Annotated in this window: 24 protein-coding genes; 15 read left to right on the top strand and 9 right to left on the bottom strand. The window is 64.8% G+C overall.

The window, feature by feature from the left end; all coding sequences use genetic code 11:
* Positions 1-13: 13 nt before the first annotated feature.
* From A7X65_RS36550 to A7X65_RS36525, 6 genes are all read left to right on the top strand, one after another.
* Positions 14-313: a putative quinol monooxygenase gene (locus A7X65_RS36550; protein ID WP_063694235.1), complete on the top strand. Its 300-nt coding sequence runs from the start codon at positions 14-16 to the stop codon at positions 311-313.
* Positions 314-336: 23 nt separating this feature from the next.
* Entirely contained in the window at positions 337-636 is a 300-nt protein-coding gene (locus A7X65_RS36545; RefSeq protein ID WP_063694234.1) for a putative quinol monooxygenase, read from the top strand.
* A 12-nt stretch (positions 637-648) separates the two neighbouring features.
* On the top strand, positions 649-1,233 hold the full coding sequence (ureE, locus tag A7X65_RS36540; protein ID WP_063694233.1) for an urease accessory protein UreE: 585 nt from the start codon (positions 649-651) through the stop codon (positions 1,231-1,233).
* Entirely contained in the window at positions 1,214-1,942 is a 729-nt protein-coding gene (locus tag A7X65_RS36535) for an urease accessory protein UreF (RefSeq protein WP_063694232.1), read from the top strand. The genes ureE and A7X65_RS36535 overlap by 20 nt, the downstream gene beginning before the upstream one ends.
* 161 nt (positions 1,943-2,103) lie before the next feature.
* Positions 2,104-2,727 (top strand): urease accessory protein UreG, encoded by a 624-nt coding sequence (gene ureG, locus A7X65_RS36530; RefSeq protein WP_063694231.1) that lies wholly within the window; start codon positions 2,104-2,106, stop codon positions 2,725-2,727.
* Positions 2,728-3,026: 299 nt separating this feature from the next.
* A complete protein-coding gene (locus A7X65_RS36525) occupies positions 3,027-4,682 on the top strand; it encodes a CHASE domain-containing protein (protein WP_063694230.1) in 1,656 nt (551 codons plus the stop codon).
* A 62-nt stretch (positions 4,683-4,744) separates the two neighbouring features.
* Here the strand turns inward: A7X65_RS36525 and A7X65_RS36520 are convergent, their stop codons facing one another.
* Complete coding sequence (locus A7X65_RS36520) at positions 4,745-5,353, bottom strand: TetR/AcrR family transcriptional regulator (RefSeq protein ID WP_208608646.1); 609 nt, start codon at positions 5,351-5,353, stop codon at positions 4,745-4,747.
* A 92-nt stretch (positions 5,354-5,445) separates the two neighbouring features.
* Positions 5,446-6,594 carry an OpgC domain-containing protein gene (locus tag A7X65_RS36515; protein WP_063694229.1) on the bottom strand — a complete coding sequence of 383 codons (1,149 nt, stop codon included), beginning with the start codon at positions 6,592-6,594 and terminating at the stop codon, positions 5,446-5,448.
* A 696-nt stretch (positions 6,595-7,290) separates the two neighbouring features.
* Here A7X65_RS36515 and A7X65_RS36510 point away from each other — a divergent pair.
* Genes A7X65_RS36510 through A7X65_RS36500 form a run of 3 tightly spaced genes read left to right on the top strand, consistent with a single transcriptional unit; the run spans position 7,291 to position 10,696 of the window.
* Positions 7,291-9,300 carry a TonB-dependent siderophore receptor gene (locus tag A7X65_RS36510; RefSeq protein WP_245324042.1) on the top strand — a complete coding sequence of 670 codons (2,010 nt, stop codon included), beginning with the start codon at positions 7,291-7,293 and terminating at the stop codon, positions 9,298-9,300.
* A 5-nt stretch (positions 9,301-9,305) separates the two neighbouring features.
* The gene (locus A7X65_RS36505; RefSeq protein ID WP_063694309.1) at positions 9,306-10,514 is read left to right on the top strand and encodes a PepSY-associated TM helix domain-containing protein; all 1,209 of its coding nucleotides are present in this window, start codon (positions 9,306-9,308) and stop codon (positions 10,512-10,514) included.
* The gene (locus tag A7X65_RS36500; protein WP_063694227.1) at positions 10,511-10,696 is read left to right on the top strand and encodes a hypothetical protein; all 186 of its coding nucleotides are present in this window, start codon (positions 10,511-10,513) and stop codon (positions 10,694-10,696) included. The genes A7X65_RS36505 and A7X65_RS36500 overlap by 4 nt, the downstream gene beginning before the upstream one ends.
* Positions 10,697-10,698: 2 nt before the next feature.
* On the opposite strand, the gene A7X65_RS36495 is transcribed toward A7X65_RS36500, so the two are convergent.
* From A7X65_RS36495 to A7X65_RS36485, 3 genes are all read right to left on the bottom strand, one after another.
* Positions 10,699-11,154, bottom strand: coding sequence for a hypothetical protein (locus A7X65_RS36495; RefSeq protein ID WP_063694226.1), 456 nt, complete (start codon positions 11,152-11,154; stop codon positions 10,699-10,701).
* A 78-nt stretch (positions 11,155-11,232) separates the two neighbouring features.
* Positions 11,233-11,604: an ElaB/YgaM/YqjD family protein gene (locus A7X65_RS36490; protein ID WP_063694225.1), complete on the bottom strand. Its 372-nt coding sequence runs from the start codon at positions 11,602-11,604 to the stop codon at positions 11,233-11,235.
* Positions 11,605-11,683: 79 nt separating this feature from the next.
* On the bottom strand, positions 11,684-12,796 hold the full coding sequence (locus tag A7X65_RS36485) for an AI-2E family transporter (protein WP_063694308.1): 1,113 nt from the start codon (positions 12,794-12,796) through the stop codon (positions 11,684-11,686).
* 210 nt (positions 12,797-13,006) lie between these two features.
* Here A7X65_RS36485 and A7X65_RS36480 point away from each other — a divergent pair, with 210 nt between their 5' ends.
* Together A7X65_RS36480 and A7X65_RS36475 are read left to right on the top strand one after the other, a co-directional pair.
* Complete coding sequence (locus A7X65_RS36480; protein WP_063694224.1) at positions 13,007-13,783, top strand: L,D-transpeptidase; 777 nt, start codon at positions 13,007-13,009, stop codon at positions 13,781-13,783.
* Positions 13,784-13,802: 19 nt separating this feature from the next.
* Positions 13,803-14,450 (top strand): DUF2865 domain-containing protein, encoded by a 648-nt coding sequence (locus A7X65_RS36475; protein ID WP_063694223.1) that lies wholly within the window; start codon positions 13,803-13,805, stop codon positions 14,448-14,450.
* Positions 14,451-14,676: 226 nt separating this feature from the next.
* On the opposite strand, the gene A7X65_RS36470 is transcribed toward A7X65_RS36475, so the two are convergent.
* Positions 14,677-16,770, bottom strand: a complete 2,094-nt coding sequence (locus tag A7X65_RS36470; protein WP_063694222.1) for a methyl-accepting chemotaxis protein — start codon at positions 16,768-16,770, stop codon at positions 14,677-14,679.
* Positions 16,771-17,096: 326 nt separating this feature from the next.
* On the opposite strand from A7X65_RS36470, the gene A7X65_RS36465 reads away from it, so the two are divergent.
* From A7X65_RS36465 to A7X65_RS36455, 3 genes are read left to right on the top strand one after another with little or no spacing between them, the layout of a single operon-like run.
* The gene (locus tag A7X65_RS36465) at positions 17,097-17,375 is read left to right on the top strand and encodes a hypothetical protein (RefSeq protein ID WP_063694221.1); all 279 of its coding nucleotides are present in this window, start codon (positions 17,097-17,099) and stop codon (positions 17,373-17,375) included.
* A gap of 10 nt (positions 17,376-17,385) precedes the next feature.
* Positions 17,386-18,270: an ATP-grasp domain-containing protein gene (locus tag A7X65_RS36460; RefSeq protein WP_063694220.1), complete on the top strand. Its 885-nt coding sequence runs from the start codon at positions 17,386-17,388 to the stop codon at positions 18,268-18,270.
* Positions 18,257-18,481, top strand: coding sequence for a hypothetical protein (locus A7X65_RS36455; RefSeq protein WP_063694219.1), 225 nt, complete (start codon positions 18,257-18,259; stop codon positions 18,479-18,481). The genes A7X65_RS36460 and A7X65_RS36455 overlap by 14 nt, the downstream gene beginning before the upstream one ends.
* A gap of 167 nt (positions 18,482-18,648) precedes the next feature.
* Here A7X65_RS36455 and A7X65_RS36450 read toward each other — a convergent pair whose 3' ends face one another.
* Positions 18,649-20,742, bottom strand: a complete 2,094-nt coding sequence (locus A7X65_RS36450; protein WP_063694218.1) for a methyl-accepting chemotaxis protein — start codon at positions 20,740-20,742, stop codon at positions 18,649-18,651.
* A gap of 273 nt (positions 20,743-21,015) precedes the next feature.
* On the opposite strand from A7X65_RS36450, the gene A7X65_RS42300 reads away from it, so the two are divergent.
* A complete protein-coding gene (locus A7X65_RS42300; protein ID WP_063694217.1) occupies positions 21,016-21,171 on the top strand; it encodes a Thivi_2564 family membrane protein in 156 nt (51 codons plus the stop codon).
* Between the two features lie 128 nt (positions 21,172-21,299).
* On the opposite strand, the gene A7X65_RS36440 is transcribed toward A7X65_RS42300, so the two are convergent.
* The gene (locus A7X65_RS36440) at positions 21,300-21,500 is read right to left on the bottom strand and encodes a CsbD family protein (RefSeq protein ID WP_025033984.1); all 201 of its coding nucleotides are present in this window, start codon (positions 21,498-21,500) and stop codon (positions 21,300-21,302) included.
* A gap of 161 nt (positions 21,501-21,661) precedes the next feature.
* Complete coding sequence (locus A7X65_RS36435; RefSeq protein WP_063694216.1) at positions 21,662-23,827, bottom strand: malate synthase G; 2,166 nt, start codon at positions 23,825-23,827, stop codon at positions 21,662-21,664.
* Between the last annotated feature and the right edge of the window lie 70 nt (positions 23,828-23,897).

Below are 23,897 nucleotides of genomic sequence, written 5' to 3'. Positions count from 1 at the left end.
CCGGGAGGATTTCGTGATCTACGTCGTTGCCACCTTGACCATCAAGCCCGAGACGCGCGCCGAATTCATTGCAGCCGCCACCGCCTGCATCAAGGAGACGCGGAAGGAGCCCGGCAATATCGCCTATGATCTGCATGAGAGCGTCACCGATCCCAGCAAGATGGTGTTCGTCGAGCAGTGGGAGAATGCCGAGGCGCTGGTGCCGCATCGTGGCATGGAGCACATGAAAACGTTCGGCCGCATCGCCGTCAAATGCTTCACGGCGCCGCCGAAGATCGAGGTGATCACGCCCGAGAAGGTCGACGTTCGCTAACAAGAATAACAGGGAACAACCCCATGATCTACGTCATCGCCACCACGCCGATGAAGCCGGAGAACAAGGACGACTTCATCAGGGGTCACAAGGCCTGCACCGTCGAGACGCTCAAGGAGAAGGGCTGTATCTCCTATGACGGCAACGTCAGCGTCAACAATCCGAACCTCTATGTCGTGGTCGAGCGCTGGGAGACCCGCGAGGATCTCAACGCTCACGGCCGGGCGCCGCACATGAAGGTGTGGCGCGAATATTCCGCGCAGATGAAGACGGCGCCGACGGTGATCGAGATCATCAGCGACGCCAAGGTCGAGAAGTTCTGAGGACACAAGCCAATGATCCGGGCGACGCAGGTTAAGGGACAGCACCGCTTCACGGAGACGCCGGCGGACACGGTCGTGCTCGATTTCGACGATCGGCACCGCCGCCGCATGGCGATGACGGGGACGCGCGGGCTCGAGTTCCTGCTCGACCTCGAGAACGCCGTCGCGCTACGCGGCGGCGATGCGCTGGTGCTGGAGGATGGCCGGCTGGTGGAAGTGGTCGCTGCGCCCGAGCCGCTGCTCGAGATCCGCGGCCGCGATCCGCACCACCTCATCCGCGTCGGCTGGCATCTCGGCAACCGGCATCTGCCGACGCAGATCATGGCCAAGGCCTTGCGCATCCGCAGCGACCACGTCATCGAAGCCATGGTGAAGGGCCTCGGCGCGCGCGTGGTCGAGATCGAGGCGCCGTTCGATCCCGAAGGCGGCGCTTACGCCGATGCTGGTCACGGACACGGCCATGACCACCATGGCCACGACCATCATGGCCATGATCATGCCGCGCATGACCATGGACACGATCATCATCATCACGACGAGCATTGCGACCATCCCGACCATCACCACGGCCACAAGCATGCTCATGACCACAAATGAGCCAGTCGGTGCCGGTGACCTCGCCGAACGCGAGGCGGCGGCGCTGTACCGGCTGATGACTTGGCTGTCGCCGGCGTTTCCCGTCGGAGGCTTCTCCTATTCCAGCGGGATCGAATGGGCGGTCGAGGCGGGCGATATCACGAACGTTGCGACGCTCGCCGACTGGCTCGATGCGATGCTCGGTGACGGGTCCGGCTTCTGCGACGCGACCTTCCTGGTCCACGCCTATCGCGCCGCCGAGGCCGGCGACGAGACTGCTCTCAAGGACGTCGCAGAGCTTGCGGCCGCCTTCGTGCCCTCGCGCGAGCGGCAACTGGAGACGGTCTCGCAGGGTCGCGCCTTCATCGACATCGCGCGCGCCGCGTGGGATGCGGAAGGGCTGGATGCCATGGTTGCGGCATGCCGGACACCACTGGTCTATCCCGTCGCGGTCGGCGTGGTCGCAGCGATGCATGGCGTGCCGCTGGCGCCGACGCTGCACGCCTTCCTGCATGCGCTGGTCTCGAACTGGATCTCCGCCGCCAGCCGCCTCATTCCGCTCGGCCAGACCGACAGCCAGCGTGTGCTGGTGAAGCTCGAAGCCGCAGTGGCGGCGACCGCCCATCGCGCCCTGAATGCGGCATTGGACGATCTCGGCAGCGCCACGTTCCGCGCCGATCTCGCCAGCCTGCGGCACGAGACGCAATATACGCGGCTGTTCAGGTCATGAGTGGAGCGGGATGTTGCCACGGTGTCGTCCCGGCGAAGGCCGGGACCCATAACCACCGTCGACAATTGTGGTGCACCGTATCGGCCAGAATGCCTTATTGCGAGATCACGCGGTATGGGTCCCGGCCTTCGCCGGGACGACGTTAGGAAAGAGCGAGCGATATGTCGAAAACTCACGGCCCCTTGCGTGTCGGCGTCGGCGGCCCGGTTGGGTCAGGCAAGACTGCGCTGATGGACCTGCTCTGCAAGACCATGCGCGAGCGCTATGACATCGCCGCGATCACCAACGACATCTACACCAAATGGGATGCGGAATTCCTGGTGCGCTCGGGGTCTCTGACGCCGGATCGCATCGCGGGTGTCGAGACCGGCGGCTGTCCGCACACCGCGATCCGCGAGGACGCCTCGATGAACCTCGCCGCGGTCGCGGACATGCGCGCCAAATTCCCGGGCCTCGATCTCGTGCTGATCGAGTCCGGCGGCGACAATCTCGCTGCCACTTTTTCCCCGGAGCTTGCCGACCTCACCATCTACGTCATCGACGTGGCCGCCGGCGACAAGATCCCGTCGAAGGGCGGTCCCGGCATCACCCGCTCCGACCTGCTGGTCATTAACAAGATCGACCTCGCCCCCCATGTCGGCGCTTCCCTGGAAAAGATGGACACCGACGCCAGGCGCATGCGCGGGGAGCGGCCCTTCGTCATGACCAACCTGAAGAAGAGCGAGGGGCTCGACCGCATCGTCGGCTTCATCGAGGCCAAAGGCGGGCTGAAACGGGCGGGCTGACCGACGCGACGACTTGGCGCAGGGGTTTTTCGCCGTTAACGCCTGAGGCAGAGCTGCCGCGGCGGAACAAAATTCCGACATGGCGATTATCTACCTTCGGTGCCCGGAGCAAAGCCCGCGTTGGCCGGACCCTCGGCCGGGCGGATTAAGCTTTTCAGGCGACCCAAGTTGCGTACTGATGCCTCCTCCTCCATTATCTCCGCCATTGGGGTTCACCCTGTTTCGGCACATGGCCGTTCGAGCGGCGTTCATATGCTCCGTGTTAATTGCCGACCTCCCGCTTCCGTCTGAGTAGTCGCGTGGTCAGGCTGGGTTTCATCATCGGCTTCATCGCTCTGCTCGGAGTGCTGCTCTCCGGGCTCGCCGCCTATCGCGTCCACGACCAGGAGCTGGCGCTGGACCGGATCGCGCTGGCGCGTGCGATCGATGTCCATGCAAGCCTGGTCCAGGACCGGCTCACCGAGCGCGAGCTGCTCGCCCGTGTCGCCTCAGGCCTGTTCCGTGCGCCGTCGGTGCTCAAGCCCAACATGCTGGAGCCGCTGCGCTCGGCGATCTACGCGTTCAAGACCGATTTCGTGGTGGCGGGCTGGGTCGCCCGGCTGCAGCCGAACGAACTCGCTGCGGCGCAATCCGCGATCTCGGCCGCCGGTTTCCCGCGACCGCAGATCCGCGACTACAGCGACAAGCCGATCGATCCGGCGAGCCTCACCCAGCCGATCGATGTGCTGCTGGATCTCGAGCCGCGCAGCGACGAGACCAAGGCGCTGCCCGGCCGCAGCTATGATCAGGACCCCGTGCGCAGCGCCATGCTCGCCCGGGCCCGGATCGAGAAGCGGTCGGTCGCCTCCGACCCGGTGCCGCTGCTGCGCGGCAACGGCCCGATCGGCGTCATCGTGGCAGCCCCCGTGATTCCCGAGGGAGCAACAGAGCCGGCCGGCTTCGTCACATTTTCTTATGAGCTTGCCTCGCTGATGCTGACCAATGACGACATGTCGTTGTTCTCGGTCGCACTCAAGGACCCCCGCAAGGAGGGCGGCGAGCTCGTTGCCAACGACCAGGGCATTGTCTCCACGCGCATGGGAGCGGATGGACCGCCGCCGTCGGCGACCCGCACCGTGAGCTTCGGCGGCCGTGACTGGCAGCTCGGCTACTACGCCAAGACCAACTCGCTGCGCCGTGCCGAGCAGACCGCGATCATCGTGGCCGCGATCGGCTTTGCCATCACCGCGATGGTGTGCGGCCTGTTCGGCTATGTCGCCTACAACAATCTGAGGCTCAGCCGCGAGATCCAGGTCAGGATCGGCTTTGAGCGCCGCCTGACCGCGGTCATCGACGAGCTGAACCACCGCGTGAAGAATATTCTGGCGGTGATCCAGTCGATCGTGACGCGCACGCTGCGCCACGGCTCCGACATCGACGTGGCGCGCGAGCTCCTGATCGGCCGCATCCACGCCATGTCCAACGTGGTGTCGCTGCTGAGCGAGAGTCAGTGGCAGGGCGTCAAGCTCAAGGGCCTGTTCGAGGCGCGCGCTATCCCGCATGCGGACCGCATCGCCGTCACCGGCCCCGATATTGCGGTGAGCGCGCGTGCGGCGCAGAGCCTGTCGCTGCTGTTCTTCGAGCTCGCCTCGCATTCCGACGAGGGCCTGTCGCTGGTCGGCAAGCATCCGCACATCACCGCCGCCTGGACGGTGACCGGCGAGGAGCCCGACGAGGTCTTCCATTTCCGCTGGGAGGAATTCAACACCAGCGAGGCAACGCGCCGGCCCGATTCCGACTTCGGCCTGATCCTGCTCGACCGCGTCGCGCCCGAGGCGCTCGGCGGCACCGCCAAGCGCTATTTCACCGACGTCTCCTACGTCTATGAACTGACGGCGCCGATGCAGACGGTGGTCGATATGACCGAACGCGACCGCACCGACAAGATCTCGGCGCCGGTCAGGCCGGTGCGGTAGGCGCTTGTCGTCTCGCGCATGATCTTTTCGGAAAACCGCTTCGCGCTTGTCCTGATCGTGCTCTAGCCCTTCGGCCGAAGGACGAGATCGACCAGGGCGCGCGCGTAGCCTGGCGTGATCGGTGCGATGCCGAAGACGTAGCGATAGAACAGGCTGCCATAGATCGCGTCGTAGAGATCCTCAGGGAGCCCCTCGGCGAGAATGCTGCCGTCCTTCTGGCCCGCGGCGATCATGTCCACCAGCGCGTCGCGCCGGAATTGCAGATAGCGGGCGTAGAACAGTTCCGCCGAGCCGGTCTTCGAGATGCATTCGGAGATGACGGCGAGCTGGACCTTGCCGAACTCGCCCTGGAGCGCCTCGGCATAGGCCGCGGCGTGGCGACGCGCGCGCGCCGCCGGCGTGCCGGAACTCGCGGGCGGCAGCGGCAGCATCTGCGCGGCATGATGAAGGAACGCGTCGATCAGCAACGCCTCCCGCGACGGCCACCATTTGTAGATCGTCATCTTGGAGACGCTGGAGTGGCGCGCGATCGCGTCGATGGTGGCGGTGGCAAGGCCCGTTGCGGCCATCAGCGCATAGGCGCTTTCGAGGATGGCGTTGGTGGTCTCGATCGACCTTGGCCGGCCGCGCCGCGGCGCGCTGTCAGCCTCGTCACCCCCGCCTTTCGCCATCGCCACGCCGGTCTCCTCGCACAGGAGTCCCGGCATAGCGCAGCGGTCGCTTTCGGCCTAGCAGAATCGCACGATTTTGTTGTCGCAGCGATTTAGCTCGAAGCCTGCTGCCGCAAGGCGGCAGGCAGGTCCTGCCGTTTGGACCAGGTGATGTAATAGGCGACGGCGGTCATCGCGGCGAAGCCGACGATGCTCACCGCGATCTGCATCATCACGAGGTTGGGCCCGGTGATCAGGATGAGATGGCCGGCGAAGGACAGGAACACGCCGACGCAGAACACCGCGAGCCATTCCTCGCCGCATGTGATCACCGCCTGGAGCGGTTTCCACTTCAGGCCGGGATGATCGGCCGGAATGAGATGGGTGGCAATGAACGCGAGCGCGAGGAAGTGGAGCACGCGATAGGGCGCGAGGTTTTCCTTGTCGGTCGGCGCGATGCCGTTGAGCAGAAAGTCGGGCAGGTAGGCGGACAGCGCCGGCGAATGGCGCATCAGGGTGACGGCCATCGCGAACACGAGATAGGCGCCCGCGAGAATCCGCAGCCAGGGCATGCGGTGCAGCGCGCGCCCCGGTGCGCCCGTGACGGCGAACCAGCCGCCGAGCACCATCAGCATCTGCCAGCACAGCGGATTGAAGGTCCAGTCCTGGTCCGGATAGACCCGGAAATTCCAGTCGAACCAGCGCGCCGCGACGTACAGCGCGACCGATGCGGCGAGCGTCACGTTCGGCCGTCGCAGCAGCCCCCACAGCACCAGCGGAAAGAACGCCATCAGCGGGATCATCAGTTGCAGCAGGTCGAGGTTCAGCGGCTCTTCCTGGAGTACGAGGCCGCGGATCAGGATGCGCAGCGGGTGCTCGAGGATCCCGGAGATGTTGTATTCGTGGATGATCTCCGGCGCCATCGATTGCGAGGCGACATAGGCGATGGTGTCGATATAGATCACGAACAGCACGACATAGGCGGCATAGAGCCGCCAGACACGGCGGAAGATGCGCGTGGCCGCGACCAGGTAGCCGCGCTCCAGCGCCATCCGGCCGTGGATGATAGCGACGCCGTAGCCCACCACGAACACGAACAGGTCGGCGGCGCCGCTGAAGCCGAAATTGCGCAGCGTCAGCAGGTTGACGACGTTGTTCGGGATGTGGTCGACGAACACCGACCAGTTGGCGATGCCGAGCGTCAAATACAGCCTGGCGTCGTGATGGAATGCGGCGAGGTTCGCCTTGACCGACGGTTTCATGAGTAAAATAGCTTTGGGAATCAGGGTGATGCTTTTACCGGCAACCGCCTGCCTATCCGAGTAGCGTTTGCGTGAGCGGCGGGCGAATTGTCCCGGCCGACGCAAAATTTCGCCAGGAATCCCCGCGCATTCGCGGGCCCGCGTTTGATCTGCCCGGAACGCAACTTTTGCAAAGGCGACAATCCGCCTGCGGTCGTGACCGGCACAGATCGCTCCCGGTGCTGCATGTATCTGCTCCGACCTGCAGCACCTCTGTAGTCTGGAAATGGAAAACATCCAGTCTGGAAGGCTTCCAGCCCGCAACATTGAACCGCTGCGCTACCTCCTTGGTCCGGCTGCGTTGCGCAGTCGTTGGAAGTTGGGGAAGTTGCAGTGGGCGTCTTGGAAGTGGGGCGCTGGCGGTTCATGGGAGCCGTCAGCTCGGTTGTTTTGATCGTTGTTACGGGCGGGGCGGCGGCCCAATCATCAACCTCGGGTGCGTCGGCGGCGGGCGCAGGCACGGAGCTTGGGACGGTTGTTGTCCAGGCGAGCGAAGCCCGCAAGCGGGCCACCGCATCATCCTCGCGCAGCCGCAGCGCGGCGCGCGCCCGTGCGGTCTCGCGGGCGAATACACAGGCGGGCGCTGCCGCAGCGGCTGCAGCCGGGGTTGGATCCGGCGGGGATAAGAAGGAATCGGCATTCGGCCATGTCGACGGCATGGTCGCGACGAGGAGCGCGACCGGCACCAAGACCGACGCGCCGCTGATCGAGACGCCGGTTGCGATCTCGGTCGTGACGCAGGACCAGATCCAGGCCCAGGGCGCGCAGAGCATCGCACAGGCGGTGCGATATACGCCGGGCACGCGCGGCGAATTTGCCGGCGCCGACGCCCGCACCGATGCCGTCTATGTCCGCGGCTTCCTCGCCGACCAGTATCTGGATTCGCTGCGGCTGCTGAACTTCGGCATCTTCGCCTATTCGCTGGTCGAGCCGTTCAATCTCGAGCGGGTCGAGATCCTGCACGGCCCGGCCTCGATCCTGTACGGCCAGTCGTCGCCGGGCGGCCTCGTCGACATGGTCTCGAAGCGGCCGACGCTCGATCCCTATCACGAGATGTTCGTTTCGACCGGCAGCTATGGCCGCGTGCAGGCTGGTGTCGATCTGTCCGGACCGATCGACAAGAACAAGGAGTTTCTCTACCGCTTCACGGCGTCGGGCTTCGACGTCGGCAGCCAGGTCGATCACGGCGACTACCAGCGCATCTCGATTGCGCCGTCGCTGACGTGGCGACCGGACAACAACACGACGCTGACGGTGCTCGGCACCTATCAGCGCGATCCCAAGGCCGGTTTCTACAATCAGCTGTCGCCGCTTGGAATCGGCACCATCACGCCCTTCAAGGGAAGCTTCATCCCTACCAGCTTCTATTCGGGTGAGCCCGGCTTCGACAAGACCGACCGCGCCTATGGCTCGGTCGGCTATCTGTTCGAGCACAGCTTCAACAACAACGTGAAGGTCCGGCAGAACCTGCGTTACACCGACCTCAGTACGGATTTTGCGGTGGTGTCCCCCAACTCCGGTACCGATCCCTCCAACATGACCCGCGGCGCCTTCACCACGCAGGAAAGCATCCGCTCCATCGCCGTCGACAATCAGGCCGAGGCGAAGTTCTACGCGGGTCCGTTCGAGCACACCGTGCTCGCCGGCATCGACTACCGCAACGGCGTCGACAAGACCCTCAACGGTGCGCTTGCGGTCGCACCGCCCATCAACGCCTTCAATCCGGTTTACGGCACGCCGTTTGGGCCGGTGCCGTTCACGACCCGAAACCGCCAGCAGATCGATCAGGTCGGCGAATATATCCAGGACCAGATCAAGTACGATCATTGGGTGGCGCTGCTCGGCATCCGCCACGACCTCGCCCAGTCCCGTACCGACAGCACGGCGCTCGCGTCGAACATCACGACGACCAGCCCGAAGTCCGATACCGCGGTCACCAAGCGCGGCGCGCTGCTCTACAAGTTCGACAGCGGCATCGCGCCCTACATCCAGTACACCGAATCGTTCCAGCCCACCGCCGGCACGACGTTCGCCGGCAGTCCGTTTGCGCCGACCACGGGCAAGCAGGAAGAGGTGGGCATCAAGTATCAACCCAACGACAAATCGCTCTACACGATTGCGGCGTTCAACCTGGTTCAGCAGAACGTGCTGACGCCGGATACCGATCCGACTCACGGGCCCGGGCAGCGCGTTCAGACCGGCGAGATCCGGTCGCGCGGCATCGAGCTCGAGGCCAAGACCGAGGTCAACCGCGAACTGACGGTGCTGGCCTCGTACACCTACCTCGACAACGTCGTGACCAGGACCAACACCGCCGCGCAACTCGGCAAGCATCCGGTCGGCTTCCCCATGAATTCCGCCGCGGTCTGGGCGGATTACACCTTCCGCGGCGGTGCGCTCGACGGCTTCGGCCTGTCCGGTGGTGTCCGCTATATCGGCGAGCTTCCGGGAAATACGGCCAACACGTTCTATGTCCCCGACGTGACGCTGTTCGACGCGGCGATCCACTACGACTTCTCGGCGCTGGGGCCGATGTTCAAGGGTTATTCGGCGCAGGTCAATGCGACCAACCTGTTCGACAAGACCTACGTGACCTATTGCCAGGACATCGGCTGCTATTACGGCCTGCGCCGCAACGTGATTGCGACGCTGCGCTACAAATGGTGACGGACATGAGCGGGCAGGCGATCTTCGGCGAACGCGTCTATGGACGAAAGCCCGCGCTGCGGCGCTGGCTGTTCGTGCACAAATGGTCGAGCCTGATCTGCACGCTGTTCCTGCTGCTGATCTGCATCACCGGCCTGCCGCTGGTGCTGCGGGAGGAAATCAACGGCCTGCTCGATGATGCCTTGCCCTACGCGCAGGTGCCGGAGGGTACGCCCAATGTCGATCTCGACCGGGTGGTCGAGGCCGCCCGGAAGCTGTATCCCGGCGAGACCATCGTCTCGGTGTTCGTCGACGACGACGAGCCCAAGATCATGGTCTACATGGCGAGCTCCTGGGAGGCGTTCAGCGCCAACCGCAAGGCGCTGCACTCGATCCGGTTCGATGCCCATACCGGCGACGTGCTGAAACAAACCAAGCCGTTCGGCGAGGACGGGCTCACCTTCCTGCAACTGATGCTGACGCTGCATCGCGACCTCTTCATGGGGCTCCCGGGCGAGCTGTTTCTCGGGGCCATGGCGCTGCTGTTTTGCGCGGCAATCTTGTCCGGCATCGCGGTCTACGGACCCTTCATGCGCAAGCTGGATTTCGGCACCGTGCGCGTGGCGCGGTCGCGGCGGCTGAAATGGCTCGACCTGCACAACCTGCTCGGCGTCGTCACGCTCGGCTGGGCGCTGGTGGTCGGCGCGACCGGCGTGATCAACGAGCTCTCGACGCCGTTGTTCGCGCTGTGGCAGCAGACCGACGTGCGCGCGATGCTGGCGCCGATGCGCGGCAAGCCGGTGCCGCAGGTCTCCGAGATTGCCTCGACCCAGGCGGCCTACGACACGGTGAAGGCGGCATTCCCCGACATGATCACCACCAGCATTGCGTTTCCGGGCTCGCCGTTCGGCTCGCCCTTCCACTACGTGGTCTGGACCAAGGGCAAGGAGCCGCTGACCTCGCGGCTGTTCAGCCCGGTGCTGGTCGATGCGCGAAGCGGCGCGCTGGTGTCCGCGGTGACGATGCCGTGGTATCTGCGCGCGCTGGAGCTCTCGCGTCCGCTGCATTTCGGCGACTACGGCGGCATGCCGCTGAAGATTATCTGGGTCCTGCTCGACCTCGTGACCATCGTCGTGCTTGGCAGCGGGCTTTATCTCTGGCTGGTGCGGTCCCGGGCCGCGAAAACGCAGCCTCAGTCCGCCGTCGCGCTACAAATGCCGGGAGCCGCGGAATGACCGGAAATCGTTCGCTCGGTCTGATCTGGCGCTGGCCGGTCCTGCTCGCAGCGCTGAGCGTGTTCGGCCTGCTGGCCGCCTTGATCGGTCAGACCGGGATATGGCTGCCGCTGTCGTGGATCGCGCTGACCATTCCGCTCGCGGTGGCCACGATCTGCATCCTCCGCAGCCGGACGAGCTGAGACTATTCGGCAGGCTCGGCCGATGCTTCGTCGGCGACGCCGGCGCGGCTCGCCATGATGCCGAGTGCGACGCCCCCGATCGCCAGGATCGGCAGCAGCCGCTTGACACCGATTGCGCGGACGATCTGGAGCCCGGTGGCGAGCAGCATGGGGTCGGCGAGCATGCTGTGCGCTGCGGACTTGGCGGCGCGCTCGGCGGCGATGTGGGCTTCCTTGCGCAATTGCCGCTTGTAGGCCCAATAGCTCGCAGCCGCGGTCAGGGTCAGCAGGAAGAAGATGCCGGCACCGGCGAGACAGGCCTGCACCGGACCATATTTGTCGAGGACCGAGATGAAGGCCGCGGCGCAGAGGAAGCAGGTCGTGATGAACAGCGCGAAGGCCGCGCCTGCGGCAAGGGACGTCAGTCGCGCGGTCGAGCCGGCGGATGCACTGATCCCGTCAATGATGCGCTGAAACATGGCCTTGCTCCTCAGATCCCCACAAGCCGATACCGGCAGCGCGGCCGCGCTGCCGTCCTCTCGATCCGTTCCGCGACCTTACCGCCGCCAGGCGGCGCCGATCAGGAAGCCGATGCCGAGCGCGAGCCCGACGGTCGCCAGCGGCCGCTGCGTGATCGCGTCCTCCAGCGTCTCCTCGATTGATCCATAGGCGTCCTGCGCCGCGCCCATCATGGCGCTGCCGCGCTCCGACATGTCGTCGATCGCCGAATCCATGTTCTCGCGGGCCTGGCGATAGCCGCGCCGGGCCTGCTTGCTGGTGGAATTGGCAAAGGTGTTGAGCGCGTCGGTGATCTGATCGGTGAGGGCGGCGATATCGCTTTTCACGGCTGCTACATCCTTCTCGAGGCGTTCTCTGGTGGCTTTGTCGGTCCAGTCTCTCATCCCGGCTTCGGCTTGACTCGATGACATCTGGGACTCCGAATTGTTGGCGGCTGAGATAGCCGGAAAACGTTTCGTGCCGGGGTAAGTTCCGTTTGTGGAAACCGCCTCAGGCCTGCGGCAGCTGCGGCGCATCCTCCGGCAACAGATGTTCCTTCAGGATCAGCCCGACGATGAGCAGCGGCGACGACAGGAAGGCGCCCATCGGCCCCCACAGCCAGGTCCAGAACGCCAGTGCCAGCAGCACCGCCAGCGCATTCAACGCCAGGCGGCGGCCGATGATCATCGGCGTGACGAAATGTCCTTCCAGGAACGTGATGCCGCCGAACGCGGCGGCGGCCAGCAGGCCGGAGCCGAGGGTCGGGAAGGCGACGATACCTACAACGACCAATACGGCGAACATCGCGACCGGCCCGATGATCGGAATGAAGTTGAGGGTTGCCGCGAGCGCACCGAGGCCCGCCGGGTTAGGCATGCCGGTCACTGCGCAGACGAGGCCGGTGGTGATGCCGACCCCGACATTGATGATGGTCACCGTCAGCAGGTAGTTGCCAAGATGAACCTCGATCTCGTTGAGGATGCGCAGCGTGCGCAGTCGGGCATCACGGTCGCTGAATGTCATGATCAGTGCCCGCCGCAGATCGCGCCAGCTCGCGATGAACAGGATCAGGGTGACGAAGAACAGCAGGAATTCGGTGAAGGTCGGCGACAGGAATTCCAGCGCCGGCTGCACCCATTCGAATTTCGGCAGCTGGAAGCTCGGCAGCCCTTCCGAACCGCCGACCATTGATTGAAGCTCCTGCCACAGCGCCAACGGCCGGTCGAATATATGGAGCTTGTCCTTCAACTGGGCGCCCAGCTCCGGCAGCCGCGAGCTCCATTCCATCACGGGCGATGCGATCAGGGCGACGACGAAGGCGACCACCGTGGTCACGGCGATCACGATGAGGACGGCGCCCAGCCCGCGCGGCACCCGGCGGTTTTCCAGGAAGGTCGCCGCCGGAGACAGCATGGTACCGACGACAAAGGCCATCACCACGGGAAGGAAGAACGCCCGGGCGACATAGAGCACCGTGACCACGGCGATCAGGAGCAGGCCGGCAAGCGCGAAGGCGACGAATTCGGTGCGGCGGATGACCGGGGGCAATTCGGCAGTGCTGCCGGGGAGCGGATTACCTTCGCCGCTGCCGGACATCAAACGTTCACTGGGAAGGACGCGCACAATATATCTCCCCGCACGGAAAGCCTTCCGCGCGCCCATTGATGGATGGTGAAACGCTGAGGGAACGCTGCGGTTCCATCGCGGCTTCGTGAAGTTGCGCTCGCTTGACTGTGACGTCGTTGCAGCGACATCGCGCGGAACTTGAGTCGCCCTGCCTGCGTTTGTTGGCAAGCCGCATCACCCTGATGCGCCCATCCAACGGGGCAGCACATGACAACGTTCCTTGCCGTCCGCCGCCGCTTCTTGCCGCGCGCCACCACCGCCTTTGCCTTCGCGACCGCACTGCTTGTCGTACCGTTCGGGGCGGCGAGCGCGCAAACGCTCGGCTATCTCCCCATGCAGCCGCAGGCCTATCCGCAGGATCAGGCCACCTATTCCCGCGGCTATGTGAACGACGAGGCGCAGGCGGCCGATGAGGATGCCCAGCTGCCCGACCGCCTGCGCAAGCAGATCGTCAGCTTCGACCGCGGCGAGCCGGCCGGGACCATCGTGATCGATACCGGTAATACTTACCTCTATTACGTGCTCGGCAATGGCCGGGCGATCCGCTACGGCGTCGGCGTCGGCCGTGAGGGCTTTACCTGGTCGGGCGTGCAGAGCGTCAGCCGCAAGGCGGAGTGGCCGGACTGGCACCCGCCGGCAGAGATGATCGCGCGCCAGCCCTATCTGCCGCGCTTCGTCGCCGGCGGCCCCGGCAATCCGCTCGGCGCCCGTGCGATGTATCTCGGATCGAGCGAATACCGCATCCACGGCACCAACGATCCCACCACCATCGGCAAGTTCGTGTCTTCCGGCTGCATCCGCATGACCAATGAGGACGTCACCGACCTGTTCAGCCGCGTCAATGTCGGCGCCAAGGTCGTCGTGCTGCCGAAGAACGCGCCGCTGATGGCGAGGGGCGGCGACCCCGCACGCAAGCGCCCGGCCGTGACGACGCTGCCCTCGGGACGGCAGGCGTTGAACGTCGCGACGTCGGCCGTGAACTGAAGCGTTTGAGTGAGGCCATATGCAGAGACGTTCGATGAGCAAACCGGCTGGCGCGGCGGCTTTCCTCGCCGTCGCATCGCTGGGCCTCGCCCTGACGCCGCCGGCGCATGCGCAGGATTTCTTCTCGCAATTGTTCGGCGGCTTCCGGATGCGGCCGCCGCCGGAGATCCGCGTCCCGTTCCCCAATGACGACATGCCACGCTACGACCAGCCCCGGCGCGCCGCCTATGGCGGCGGCACCGCCTATTGCGTGCGCGGCTGCGACGGTCGCTACTTCCCGGCGCAGGGCAACGATGCCGAGAGCAAGGCGCAGTCCTGCAAGAGCTTCTGCCCGGCGTCTGAAACCTCGCTGGTCTATGGCAGCAACATCGACGACGCCACGACGGACAGGGGCAAATCCTATTCCGACTTGCCCAACGCGTTCCGCTATCGCAACGAGATCGTCGCCGGCTGCACCTGCAACGGCAAGGACCCGGTTGGTCTCGCCCAGGTCAAGGTCGAGGACGACCCCACCTTGCGCAAGGGCGACATCGTTGCCGGCAGCGATGGCCTCGTGGTCGCGAACCGCAGCGCCAATGACCGCCGCGGCGTCGCCGTGAATTTCTCGCCGCTGCCGGAGTCGGTCCGCGCCAAATTCCGCCAGGTCCCGGTGGTGGCGAAGGAGTAGGGGGCGGTATCGAGTTGCGGGCGCCGCCAGCGCCTAAATTACCGCCGTCGTCCCGGCGCAGGCCGGGACCCATAGCCACAGGACGTGGTTTGGCGATGACTCGTGGTTGGCAGCTCGCGCCGCAACTTCTCCCTGGGGGTATGGGTCCCGGCCCCCGTGCGCAATTGCGCACTAGGCCGGGACGACACCGAGGGAGCGGCTACAGCTTTCTATCCAATCCGCAGCCCTACGCCGCGCGGATCTTGCCCAGGAAATCGCTGACCTGCTGGCCGAGCTGGCGGCTCTGCGTCTCCAGTGTCTCGGAGGCCTGCTTGACGTTGTCTGCCGCGCCGGCCGCGGTGTCGGCGTCGGCCTTCACGCCGGTGATGTTGTCCGAGACGTTCTTGGTGCCCTGCGCCGCATATTGCGTGCTGCGGGTAATCTCCTGCGTCGCCGCACCCTGCTCCTGTACGGCGGCGGCGATGGCGGTGGCGACCTCGTTGACCTCGCCGATGATGCCACCGATCGCCTGGATCGCGTTGATGGCATCGCCCGCGACCTTCTGGATGTCGGCGATCTGCTCGGAAATCTCTTCGGTCGCCTTCGCGGTCTGGCTGGCCAGGGACTTCACCTCGGAGGCGACCACGGCGAAGCCGCGTCCGGCCTCGCCGGCGCGCGCCGCCTCGATCGTGGCGTTGAGCGCGAGCAAATTGGTCTGCGCCGCAATCGTGTTGATCAGGCCGACGACCTCGCCGATGCGTCCTGCGGACTGCGCCAGCCCCTGCACGGTGCCGTCGGTCTCGCGGGCCTGATTGACGGCGCGGCTGGCGATGCCCGCGGCATGGGCCGCCTGCTGGCTGATGTCGTTGATCGAGGCCGAGAGTTCCTCGGCGGCGGCGGCCACGCTGTCGACGCTCATGGAGGCGTCGTTGGACGCCTTGCCGGCGATTTCGACGCGTTCGTTGGTCTGGCGCGACACCGCGGAGAGGTCGCCCGAGGTCTTGCGCATCTCGCCGGAGGCTTCGCTCAGCTCGCCCAGCGACTTGCGCACCACGCCCTCGAACTCGCCGACATAGGCCTCCATCGCGCGCTGACGCGCGGCGGCGCCGGCGTTGCGCTCGCGCTCCTGTTCCTCGATCTTGAGCTTGTCGATCGCCTGCTGCTTGAACGTCTCGAGCGCGCCCGCCAGCGAGCCGATCTCGTCGTGCCGGTCGAGATAGCCGCTGTCGACCGCGAGATCGCCGCCGGCGACCTTCAGCATGGCGTCGCGAATCCGGTGCAGCGGCGTGATCACGCGGCGGCTGACGGCCAGCATGGAAGCGCCGGTCAGGACGATCGCGGCGACGAGCAGGGCGGTGTTGATGATCAGCCACTGCACGGCCGTCGCGCGCTGGGCGGCGGAATGGTCCTTGGCGGCCTGCAGGGCCGCGTCGGCGAGCCTCACGGCGGTCATCATGCGGGGCACCGAATAGGGGCTCCACTGGTTGGCGGTCATCGACGGCTTCTCGCCCTTGGCGATCGTCGCGATGACGCCGTCGCGCGTCGCGGCGTATTGCGGGTCGAAATAGGTCGTCTTGGTCTCGGTGATCGCCGAGGCCAGCGCCGGCGGCAGTTGCATACCCGCGGCGGCAAGCTCGATCGCGGTCCAGGCGGCGTCGGTGCCGCCGACGAATTTGGTGTAGGCGAGCTGCACCTCGGGCGCGATCTTGCCGCTGCCGAGGGCGTTGCCGACGATCTGCGAGGATTCGCCGGCGGTATTGCGCAGCAGCCATGCCATCTGCTTGATGGTCAGGAGCTGGTCGATGGTCGCATCCTGGTGATTGACGCTGGCGGCGAGGGCGCCGGAGAGCTTCTCGAGTTGCGCCATCAGCGCATCCTCGGTGGCGACATACTCCTTGGCAAGGCCGGCGCGACGATCGGCGCGGGGCTTGAGAGCCTCGATCCAGAACTCGGCCTGCGCCGCGAGCAGCGTCTTGTTCAGCGTGCCGAGTTCGGCGAGGAAAGTATCGCGCTGGGCGAGATCGGTGGTGGGCAGGATCTCGAGCGTGCGCGCCAGCGCGGGCATCAGGGCCTCGCGAATGTCGCGGATGTATTTCTCGATGTCCTTGTCCATCGGGACGTCGGAGGTGAGCTGGCGGTTGCTGGTCGAACGGTCGGCCCGGATGTTGGCCATCGCCTTGAACACTTCAGCCGAGGCCGCGGAGACCGCGACGATCCGGTTGGCCTGCTGCAGCCGGCCCCATGAGCTCCAGGCGCTGATCGAGAAGCCGATGACCACGACGAGCGCGGTCGAGAGGATCACCGCTTTGAGCAGCGTGGATACGGTCAGGCGGTTGAGCATTGGACACCCCGGTACGCGTTTCGAAGTTCGTGGCCCCCAATCGGCAGCCCCCAACGAACTTCGAACGACCAAAGGGATGCGCGCAGACGCGCGTGCCCTGGCGCACGCGTCTGGAACGCATTTGGCCCGAAAAGGGTAAAAACTTAGACAGTGTTCCTGCCGTAAAATTACGGGCGTCGGCCTGCCGTTGTCCGACCGCCACCGATCTTTGATGCGAGTTGCGAGGCCCACCTGGACCGCACCGGGCCTGCCCCCGCGGCGAGCTTCCCGTTTGATTCCCTTTTAAGTTGTGTTATCGTCCGGGACGATCATAAGGGGAGGGCTTCATGGCGGACGTGACGACGCTCGTGATTGGCGAGGAATCTCCACCCATTACTACGCTAGCCCTTGGCGAGGAGAATCCGCCCGTTACGACGATGGCAGTGGGCGAGGAAGGGCCGATCCACATGTCGGGTGGCCCCACGACTAAAGCGATCGGTGAGGAGGATCCGCCGATTACAACCCTGCCACTCAACGAAGAAAACAACGTCGTCACGACGCTAGCAATCGGCGAGGAAGACCCGCCGATCACCACCAAGGCCGTTGGCGAAGAGGACAAGCGCTAGGCCGCCACCTATGCTTCTCGTTGCAGGTGGACAGCTCGATCCCAATATCGGAGCGCTACTTCGCCGCTGCTTGCAGCGGCGGGAAAGTTTCAAAGAGTTGTTAGTCGGTCCCCAGCTGCGACCGCGCATTCACCTTGATATCGAGCGTCAGACGCTGACGCTCGACGGAATTCTGCTGTCACCAACGTCCTGCTTTATCCGTCACGACGTATTCTTGCACGAGGCAACACGCTCGGCGCACGACAGCGCGGCATCGCTCAATTGGTATTTCACCGTGCGCGGATATGTTCTCAGCAGCCCTGCAATGCGCCTACTCAATCGCCGATCATACTCGAGCGAAAACAACAAGATCGAGAATTTGCTATTAGCCAGGCGCTGCGGACTGCCAATTCCACCGACTATTATTACCAACGACCTGGACAGCTTCAACGAGAGCGACGAGGACCTCATCCAGAAGCCGGTCGCTGGAGGCAGTCTGACGACGACGCTCCGCGATCACGTCCAATCGCGAGACCAGGTGGCTGCAGAATTTCCGCGCTTCATCCAGCGGCGGCTGCTCCGCCCCGAAGTTCGCATCTACCAGGTTGGCGACGCGTTGTTCGGCTACGAGCTCTCGTCTCAGGCTCTTGACTATCGCAGCGCGCAAGACGTGACGATTCAGCCATGCGCAGTTCATGCCGAGGTCGTCGAACCGTTGCAACGTCTCGCCACGATGCTCGGCCTCGATTTTTCGGCATCCGACTTCATGCGCGATGAGACCGGGCAACTTTACTTTCTTGAAATCAATACCCAGCCGATGTTTGCCGCGTTCGATCGGGTCAGCGATGGACGATTGTGCGATGCCATCCTGGATCATTTAACAAAACGAGGAGACGAGATCGATGCCCAGCTATGATGGACCTCTCGTATTTGAAGGTGTTGCGGCGACGCTTGAGCGCGCAATCGAGGTGGCAACCATGAAGATACCACCGCGCCCAAACCGCGACTTTGTGACTGCCCATGTCGTTGAGTTTGGAATGCAATATGGTGGGATCGCGTTGCAGAAGATGTTCTTCGCCAAGGTCGTTGAAGACCCCGACTCGCAATTTAAGCCCACAAGTCCGTAGCCTGCGCTCCGCAGCATCCTGACACCGTCGTGGCGCCAGAATTCAACAACACCAAGAACTGGGCTATTGCGTTGATGTAGGTTCTTTCGGCCCCGCCTCTGCGCAATTGTGCACCAGGCGGGGACGATGTTCAGGGCGTAGCGATAGCTCCGTCTGGAGCCCGCAACCTACGCCGCGCGGATCTTGCCGAGGAAGTCGCTGACCTCGTGGCCGAGCTGGCGGCTCTGGCTCTCCAGCGTCTCGGAGGCGCTCTTCACGTTGTCGGCGGCCGCAGCGGCGGCGTCCGCATCGGCTTTGACGCCGGTGATGTTGTCCGAGACGTTCTTGGTGCCCTGCGCCGCATATTGCGTGCTGCGGGTGATCTCCTGCGTCGCCGCGCCCTGCTCCTGCACGGCGGCGGCAATCGCGGTGGCGACCTCGTTCACCTCGCCGATGATGCCACCGATGGTCTGGATCGCGTTGATGGCGTCGCTCGCCACCTTCTGGATGTCGGCGATCTGCCCGGAGATTTCCTCCGTCGCCTTCGCGGTCTGGCTGGCCAGCGACTTGACCTCGGATGCGACCACGGCGAAGCCGCGGCCGGCCTCACCGGCGCGCGCCGCCTCGATCGTGGCGTTGAGTGCGAGCAAATTGGTCTGGGCCGCGATGGTGTTGATCAGGCCGACGACCTCGCCGATGCGTCCTGCGGACTGGGCCAGCCCCTGAACCGTGCCGTCGGTCTCGCGGGCCTGGTTGACGGCGCGGCTGGCGATGCCGGCGGCATGGGCCGCCTGCTGGCTGATGTCGTTGATCGAAGCCGAGAGCTCTTCGGCGGCCGCGGCCACGCTGTCGACGCTCATGGAGGCGTCATTGGAGGCCTTGCCCGCGACCTGCACGCGGTCGTTGGTCTGGCGCGAGACCGCGGACAGATCGCCCGAGGTCTTGCGCATCGCGCCGGAGGCTTCGCTCAACTCGCCGAGTGTCTTGCGGACCATGCCCTCGAACTCGCCGACATAGCCTTCGATCGCGCGCTGGCGCGCGGAAGCGCCGGCATTGCGCTCGCGCTCGTGCGCCTCGATCTTGAGCTTGTCGGTCGCCTGTTGCTTGAAGGTCTCCAGCGCGCCGGCGAGCGCGCCGATCTCGTCCTGGCGCTCGAGATAGCCGCTGTCGACCGCAAGGTCGCCGCCGGCGACCTTGAGCATGGCGTCGCGGATGGTGTTGAGCGGACGGATCACGCGGCGGCTGACCAGCATGATCGCGCCGACGGCAAGTCCGACGGCGAGCGCGAGCAGCACGAGCTGCACGATCAGCGCGCGCAGCGCGGCACTGCGCTGCTCCAACGTATGGCTCTTGGCGGCGTCGAGTGCCGTCTCGGCGACGGCGACCGCGCTCGAGAGGCGGCCCACCGTCACGGGGGTCCACTGGTTCGCAGTCATTTCGGCCTTCTCGCCATTGGCGAGCGTGTTGGCGAGGCGATCGCGAAGCGCCAGATATTGCGGGTCGAAATAGGCGCTCTTGGCCGCGGCCATCGCCGACGACAGGGCCGGCGGCAGCTGCATGCCCGAGGTCGACAATTCCAGCGCCTTCCACATTGCGGCCGTTCCGCCGACGAATTGGGTGTAGGCGATGCGCGTCTCCGGCGTGATGCGGCCTGCGTTGAGCCCGGTCGAGATGATCAGCGAGGCTTCACCGCCCGTGTTGCGCAGCAGCCAGGCGTTCTGCTTGATCGACAGCAGCTGGTCGATCGTCGCGTCCTGGTGGTTGACGGTGGCGGCGAGGGCATTCGAGAGCTTGTCGAGCGTGTCGAGTAGGCCCTGCGTCGTCTCCATGTAGTCCTTCGGCAGGCTCGCGCGGCGCTGGTCCTTCGGCTTGGCCACGTCCTCCCAGAACTGCTTCTGCTGCTCGCTGGCCGTTTTGTAGAGCCGCGCGAACTCCGGCACCAGCGAGGTGGACTGCGGAAAGTCCATCGCCGGCAGCAGCTCGAGCGCGTGGGCCATCGCCGGCATCTCGGCGTCCCGGATCGCGCGCAGATATTTTTCGATCTCGGCGTCCATCGGCTCGGTCGAATTGAGGAGCCGGTTGGTGGTCGAGCGGTCGGTGCGCAGATTGTGCATCGCCTTGAACAGGTCGGCGGACGCATCCGTGATCTGCGAGATGCGGCTCGCGGTCCTCAACCGATCCCAGGACTCATACGCGGTGAGCGAGAGCGCAATCACCACGCAGGCCGACGTGATCGCGATCACCGCCTTCAGCAGTGTGGATACGGTCAGACGGTTCAGCATCGAAGTCCCCCAATTCCCAAATCGAAGTTCGCGAAGCGCCCCGGCAACGAGCGAAAAAGGATGGGGCCTGCAAGAATCAGCAATCACATGCCGTTTGCGCTTCAAGGCCCAAACGGTTTCCGCATGTGAAAGGAAAAGGGTAAAGTTTTAGGCATCCCGCTCTACGGTAGAAGTACGTATTTACTAGAAGTTGCAGGGGGTTGCGGCGATGGAACCAGCGCGCGAGACGAGCGTTAAGATAACGTTCGCAACTTGCCAGAAGGGGGCTTCGCGATGCTGGTTGGCGTACTCGTCACCTTTCTCGTCATCATTCTCGTTCTTTATCTGATCAACATGCTGCCGATGGACGGCCGCGCCAAGCAGATCGCGCGCGTGATCGTCATCATCATCGGCATCGTGTCGCTGCTGAAATATCTCGCGGTGTTCTAGCGACGGTACGTTGCCCGGATGAGCGCATCCAGGGTGCCGCAGCAAAGGTCCCGGATGTCGCTTCGCTCATCCGGGCTACGAGCGTAACAAAAAGCCCCGGCTTTCGCCGGGGCTTCGTTCGTACTGCGCTAGTGCAGCGACTTCAGCCAGTCGTCGACGTCCTGACGAACCTGGTCCTTGGCCTTGCCATAGCGTTCCTGGAGCCGGCCCTCGAGCTGCTCGCGGCGGCCCTCGATCAGCGTGAGGTCGTCGTCGGTGAGCTTGGCCCACTTCTCCTTGGCCGATCCCTTGAACTGCTTCCAGTTTCCTTCGATGCGGTTCCAGTCCATGTGCATCTCCCGTTGCTGATGGCCCGACAACGCGACGTGTGGGCGGCCGTTCCTCGCTACGCCGCGACGTTTCGCCCACGACGTGTCTCGCTCCATCCTGGCTAGGCCCAACAAAAAAGCCCCGGCTCGCGCCGGGGCTTTTGACACTCGAATGAGCGGGCTCAACCGGCCGCCTTGGCCTCGCGGCGGCGCGCGGTGAGGATGTACTCGGTGTAGCCGTTCGGCTGCTCGCGCCCCTTGAAGATCAGGTCGCAGGCGGCCTTGAAGGCGACGCCGTCGAAGGCGGGGGCCATCGGCTTGTAGATCGCGTCGCCCGCGTTCTGCTTGTCGACGACGACGGCCATGCGCTTGAGCGATTCCATCACCTGCGCTTCGGTGATCACGCCCTGGTGCAGCCAGTTGGCGAGATGCTGGCTGGAGATGCGCAAGGTGGCGCGGTCTTCCATCAGGCCGACGTCGTGGATGTCGGGCACCTTGGAGCAGCCGACGCCCTGGTCGATCCAGCGCACGACGTAGCCGAGGATGCCCTGGCAGTTGTTGTCGATCTCCTGCTTGACGTCGTCGGGCGCCCAGTTCGACTTCGACACCGGAATGGTGAGGATGTCCGAGAGCTTGGCGCGCGGGCCGCCCTTGGTCAGCTCCTGCTGGCGCGCGATGACGTTGACCTGGTGGTAGTGCAGCGCGTGCAGCGTCGCCGCAGTCGGCGAGGGCACCCACGCCGTGGTGGCGCCGGCCTGCGGGTGGCCGATCTTCTGCTGAAGCATGTCGGCCATCTTGTCGGGCGCGGCCCACATGCCCTTGCCGATCTGGGCATGGCCGGGCAGGCCGTCGATCAGGCCCATGTCGACGTTCCAGTCCTCATAGGCCTTGATCCAGGCCTGCGCCTTCATCTCGTTCTTGCGGATCATGGGACCCGCTTCCATCGAGGTGTGGATCTCGTCGCCGGTGCGGTCGAGGAAGCCGGTGTTGATGAACATGATGCGCTTGGAGGCGCGCTGGATGCAGGCCTTGAGGTTGACGGTGGTGCGCCGCTCCTCGTCCATGATGCCGACCTTGAGCGTGTTCTCGGGCAGGCCCAGCATCTTCTCGACGCGGTCGAAGATCTCGCATGTCAGCGACACCTCGTCCGGGCCGTGCATCTTCGGCTTGACGATATAGGCCGAGCCGGTGCGGCTGTTCTTGACCTTGGAATTGCCCTTGAGATCGTGGATGGCGAGCAGGCCGGACACGGCGGCATCGAGCAGGCCTTCCGGAATTTCCTCGCCCTTCTCGTCCAGCACCGCGTCGGTGAACATGTGGTGACCGCAATTGCGCATCAAGAGCAGGCTGCGGCCGTGCAGCTTCACTTCGCCCTTGCCGTCCGGCGTCTTGTAGCTGCGGTCAGCATTGAGCGAGCGCGTCAGCGTCTTGCCGCCCTTCTCGAAATCGGCGGACAGCGTGCCGTTCATCAGGCCGAGCGTGTTGCGGTAGACCAGAACCTTGTCCTCGGCATCGACCGCGGCGACCGAGTCTTCCATGTCCAGAATAGTGGAGACAGCGGCTTCCATGATCATGTCGGCGACGCCGGCCGGATCGTCCTTGCCGATCGCGCTGCTGCGGTCGATCTTCACCTCGACATGCAGGCCGTTGTTGACGAGCAGCACTGCGCTCGGCGAAGCAGCCTCACCCTCGAAGCCGGCGAACTGCGCGGCGTTCTTCAGTGCGGTGGCGTTGCCGCTCTTCAGCTTCACCGCGAGCTGGCCCGCGACCACGCTATAGGCGGTGACGTCGGTGTGGCTGCCGGTCGCCAGCGGCGCTGCGGCATCGAGGAACGCTTTTGCTTTCGCGATGACCTTATCGCCACGGGCCTTGTTGTAACCCTTGCCGCCTTCGGACGGGTCGTGCGGGATCGCATCGGTGCCGTAGAAAGCGTCGTAGAGCGAACCCCAGCGCGCGTTCGCTGCGTTCAGCGCGTAGCGCGCATTGGTGAGGGGAACGACGAGCTGCGGGCCGCAGATCTTGCCGATCTCCTCGTCCACATTGGCGGTCTCGACCTTCTGCGTCGCCGGCTCCGGGACGAGATAGCCGATCTCCTTCAGGAAGGCGGTGTAGGCGGCGAGGTCGAACGCCTTGCCCTTGTTGGCCCGGTGCCAGTCGTCGATCTTGGCCTGCAGCGTGTCGCGCACCGCCAGCAGCGCGCGGTTCTTCGGCCCCAGGTCCTTGATGATGCCTGCAACCCCGGCCCAGAACGCATCCGGCGCGATCCCCGTTTTCGGGGCCGCTTCCTTGGCGATGAAGTCAAACAGGACGGGTGCGATCTTCAATCCGTGGGCGTCGACGCGTTTCATGATGGGCTTTCTTGTTGGAAATGGCTGTTTTTGGCTGCTTTTGACCCGACAGCAGCAAAATGCGCCCACA

This window comes from Bradyrhizobium stylosanthis, assembly GCF_001641335.1.
Lineage (GTDB): Bacteria > Pseudomonadota > Alphaproteobacteria > Rhizobiales > Xanthobacteraceae > Bradyrhizobium > Bradyrhizobium stylosanthis.
This window is presented reverse-complemented; position numbering and strand designations above follow the sequence as displayed.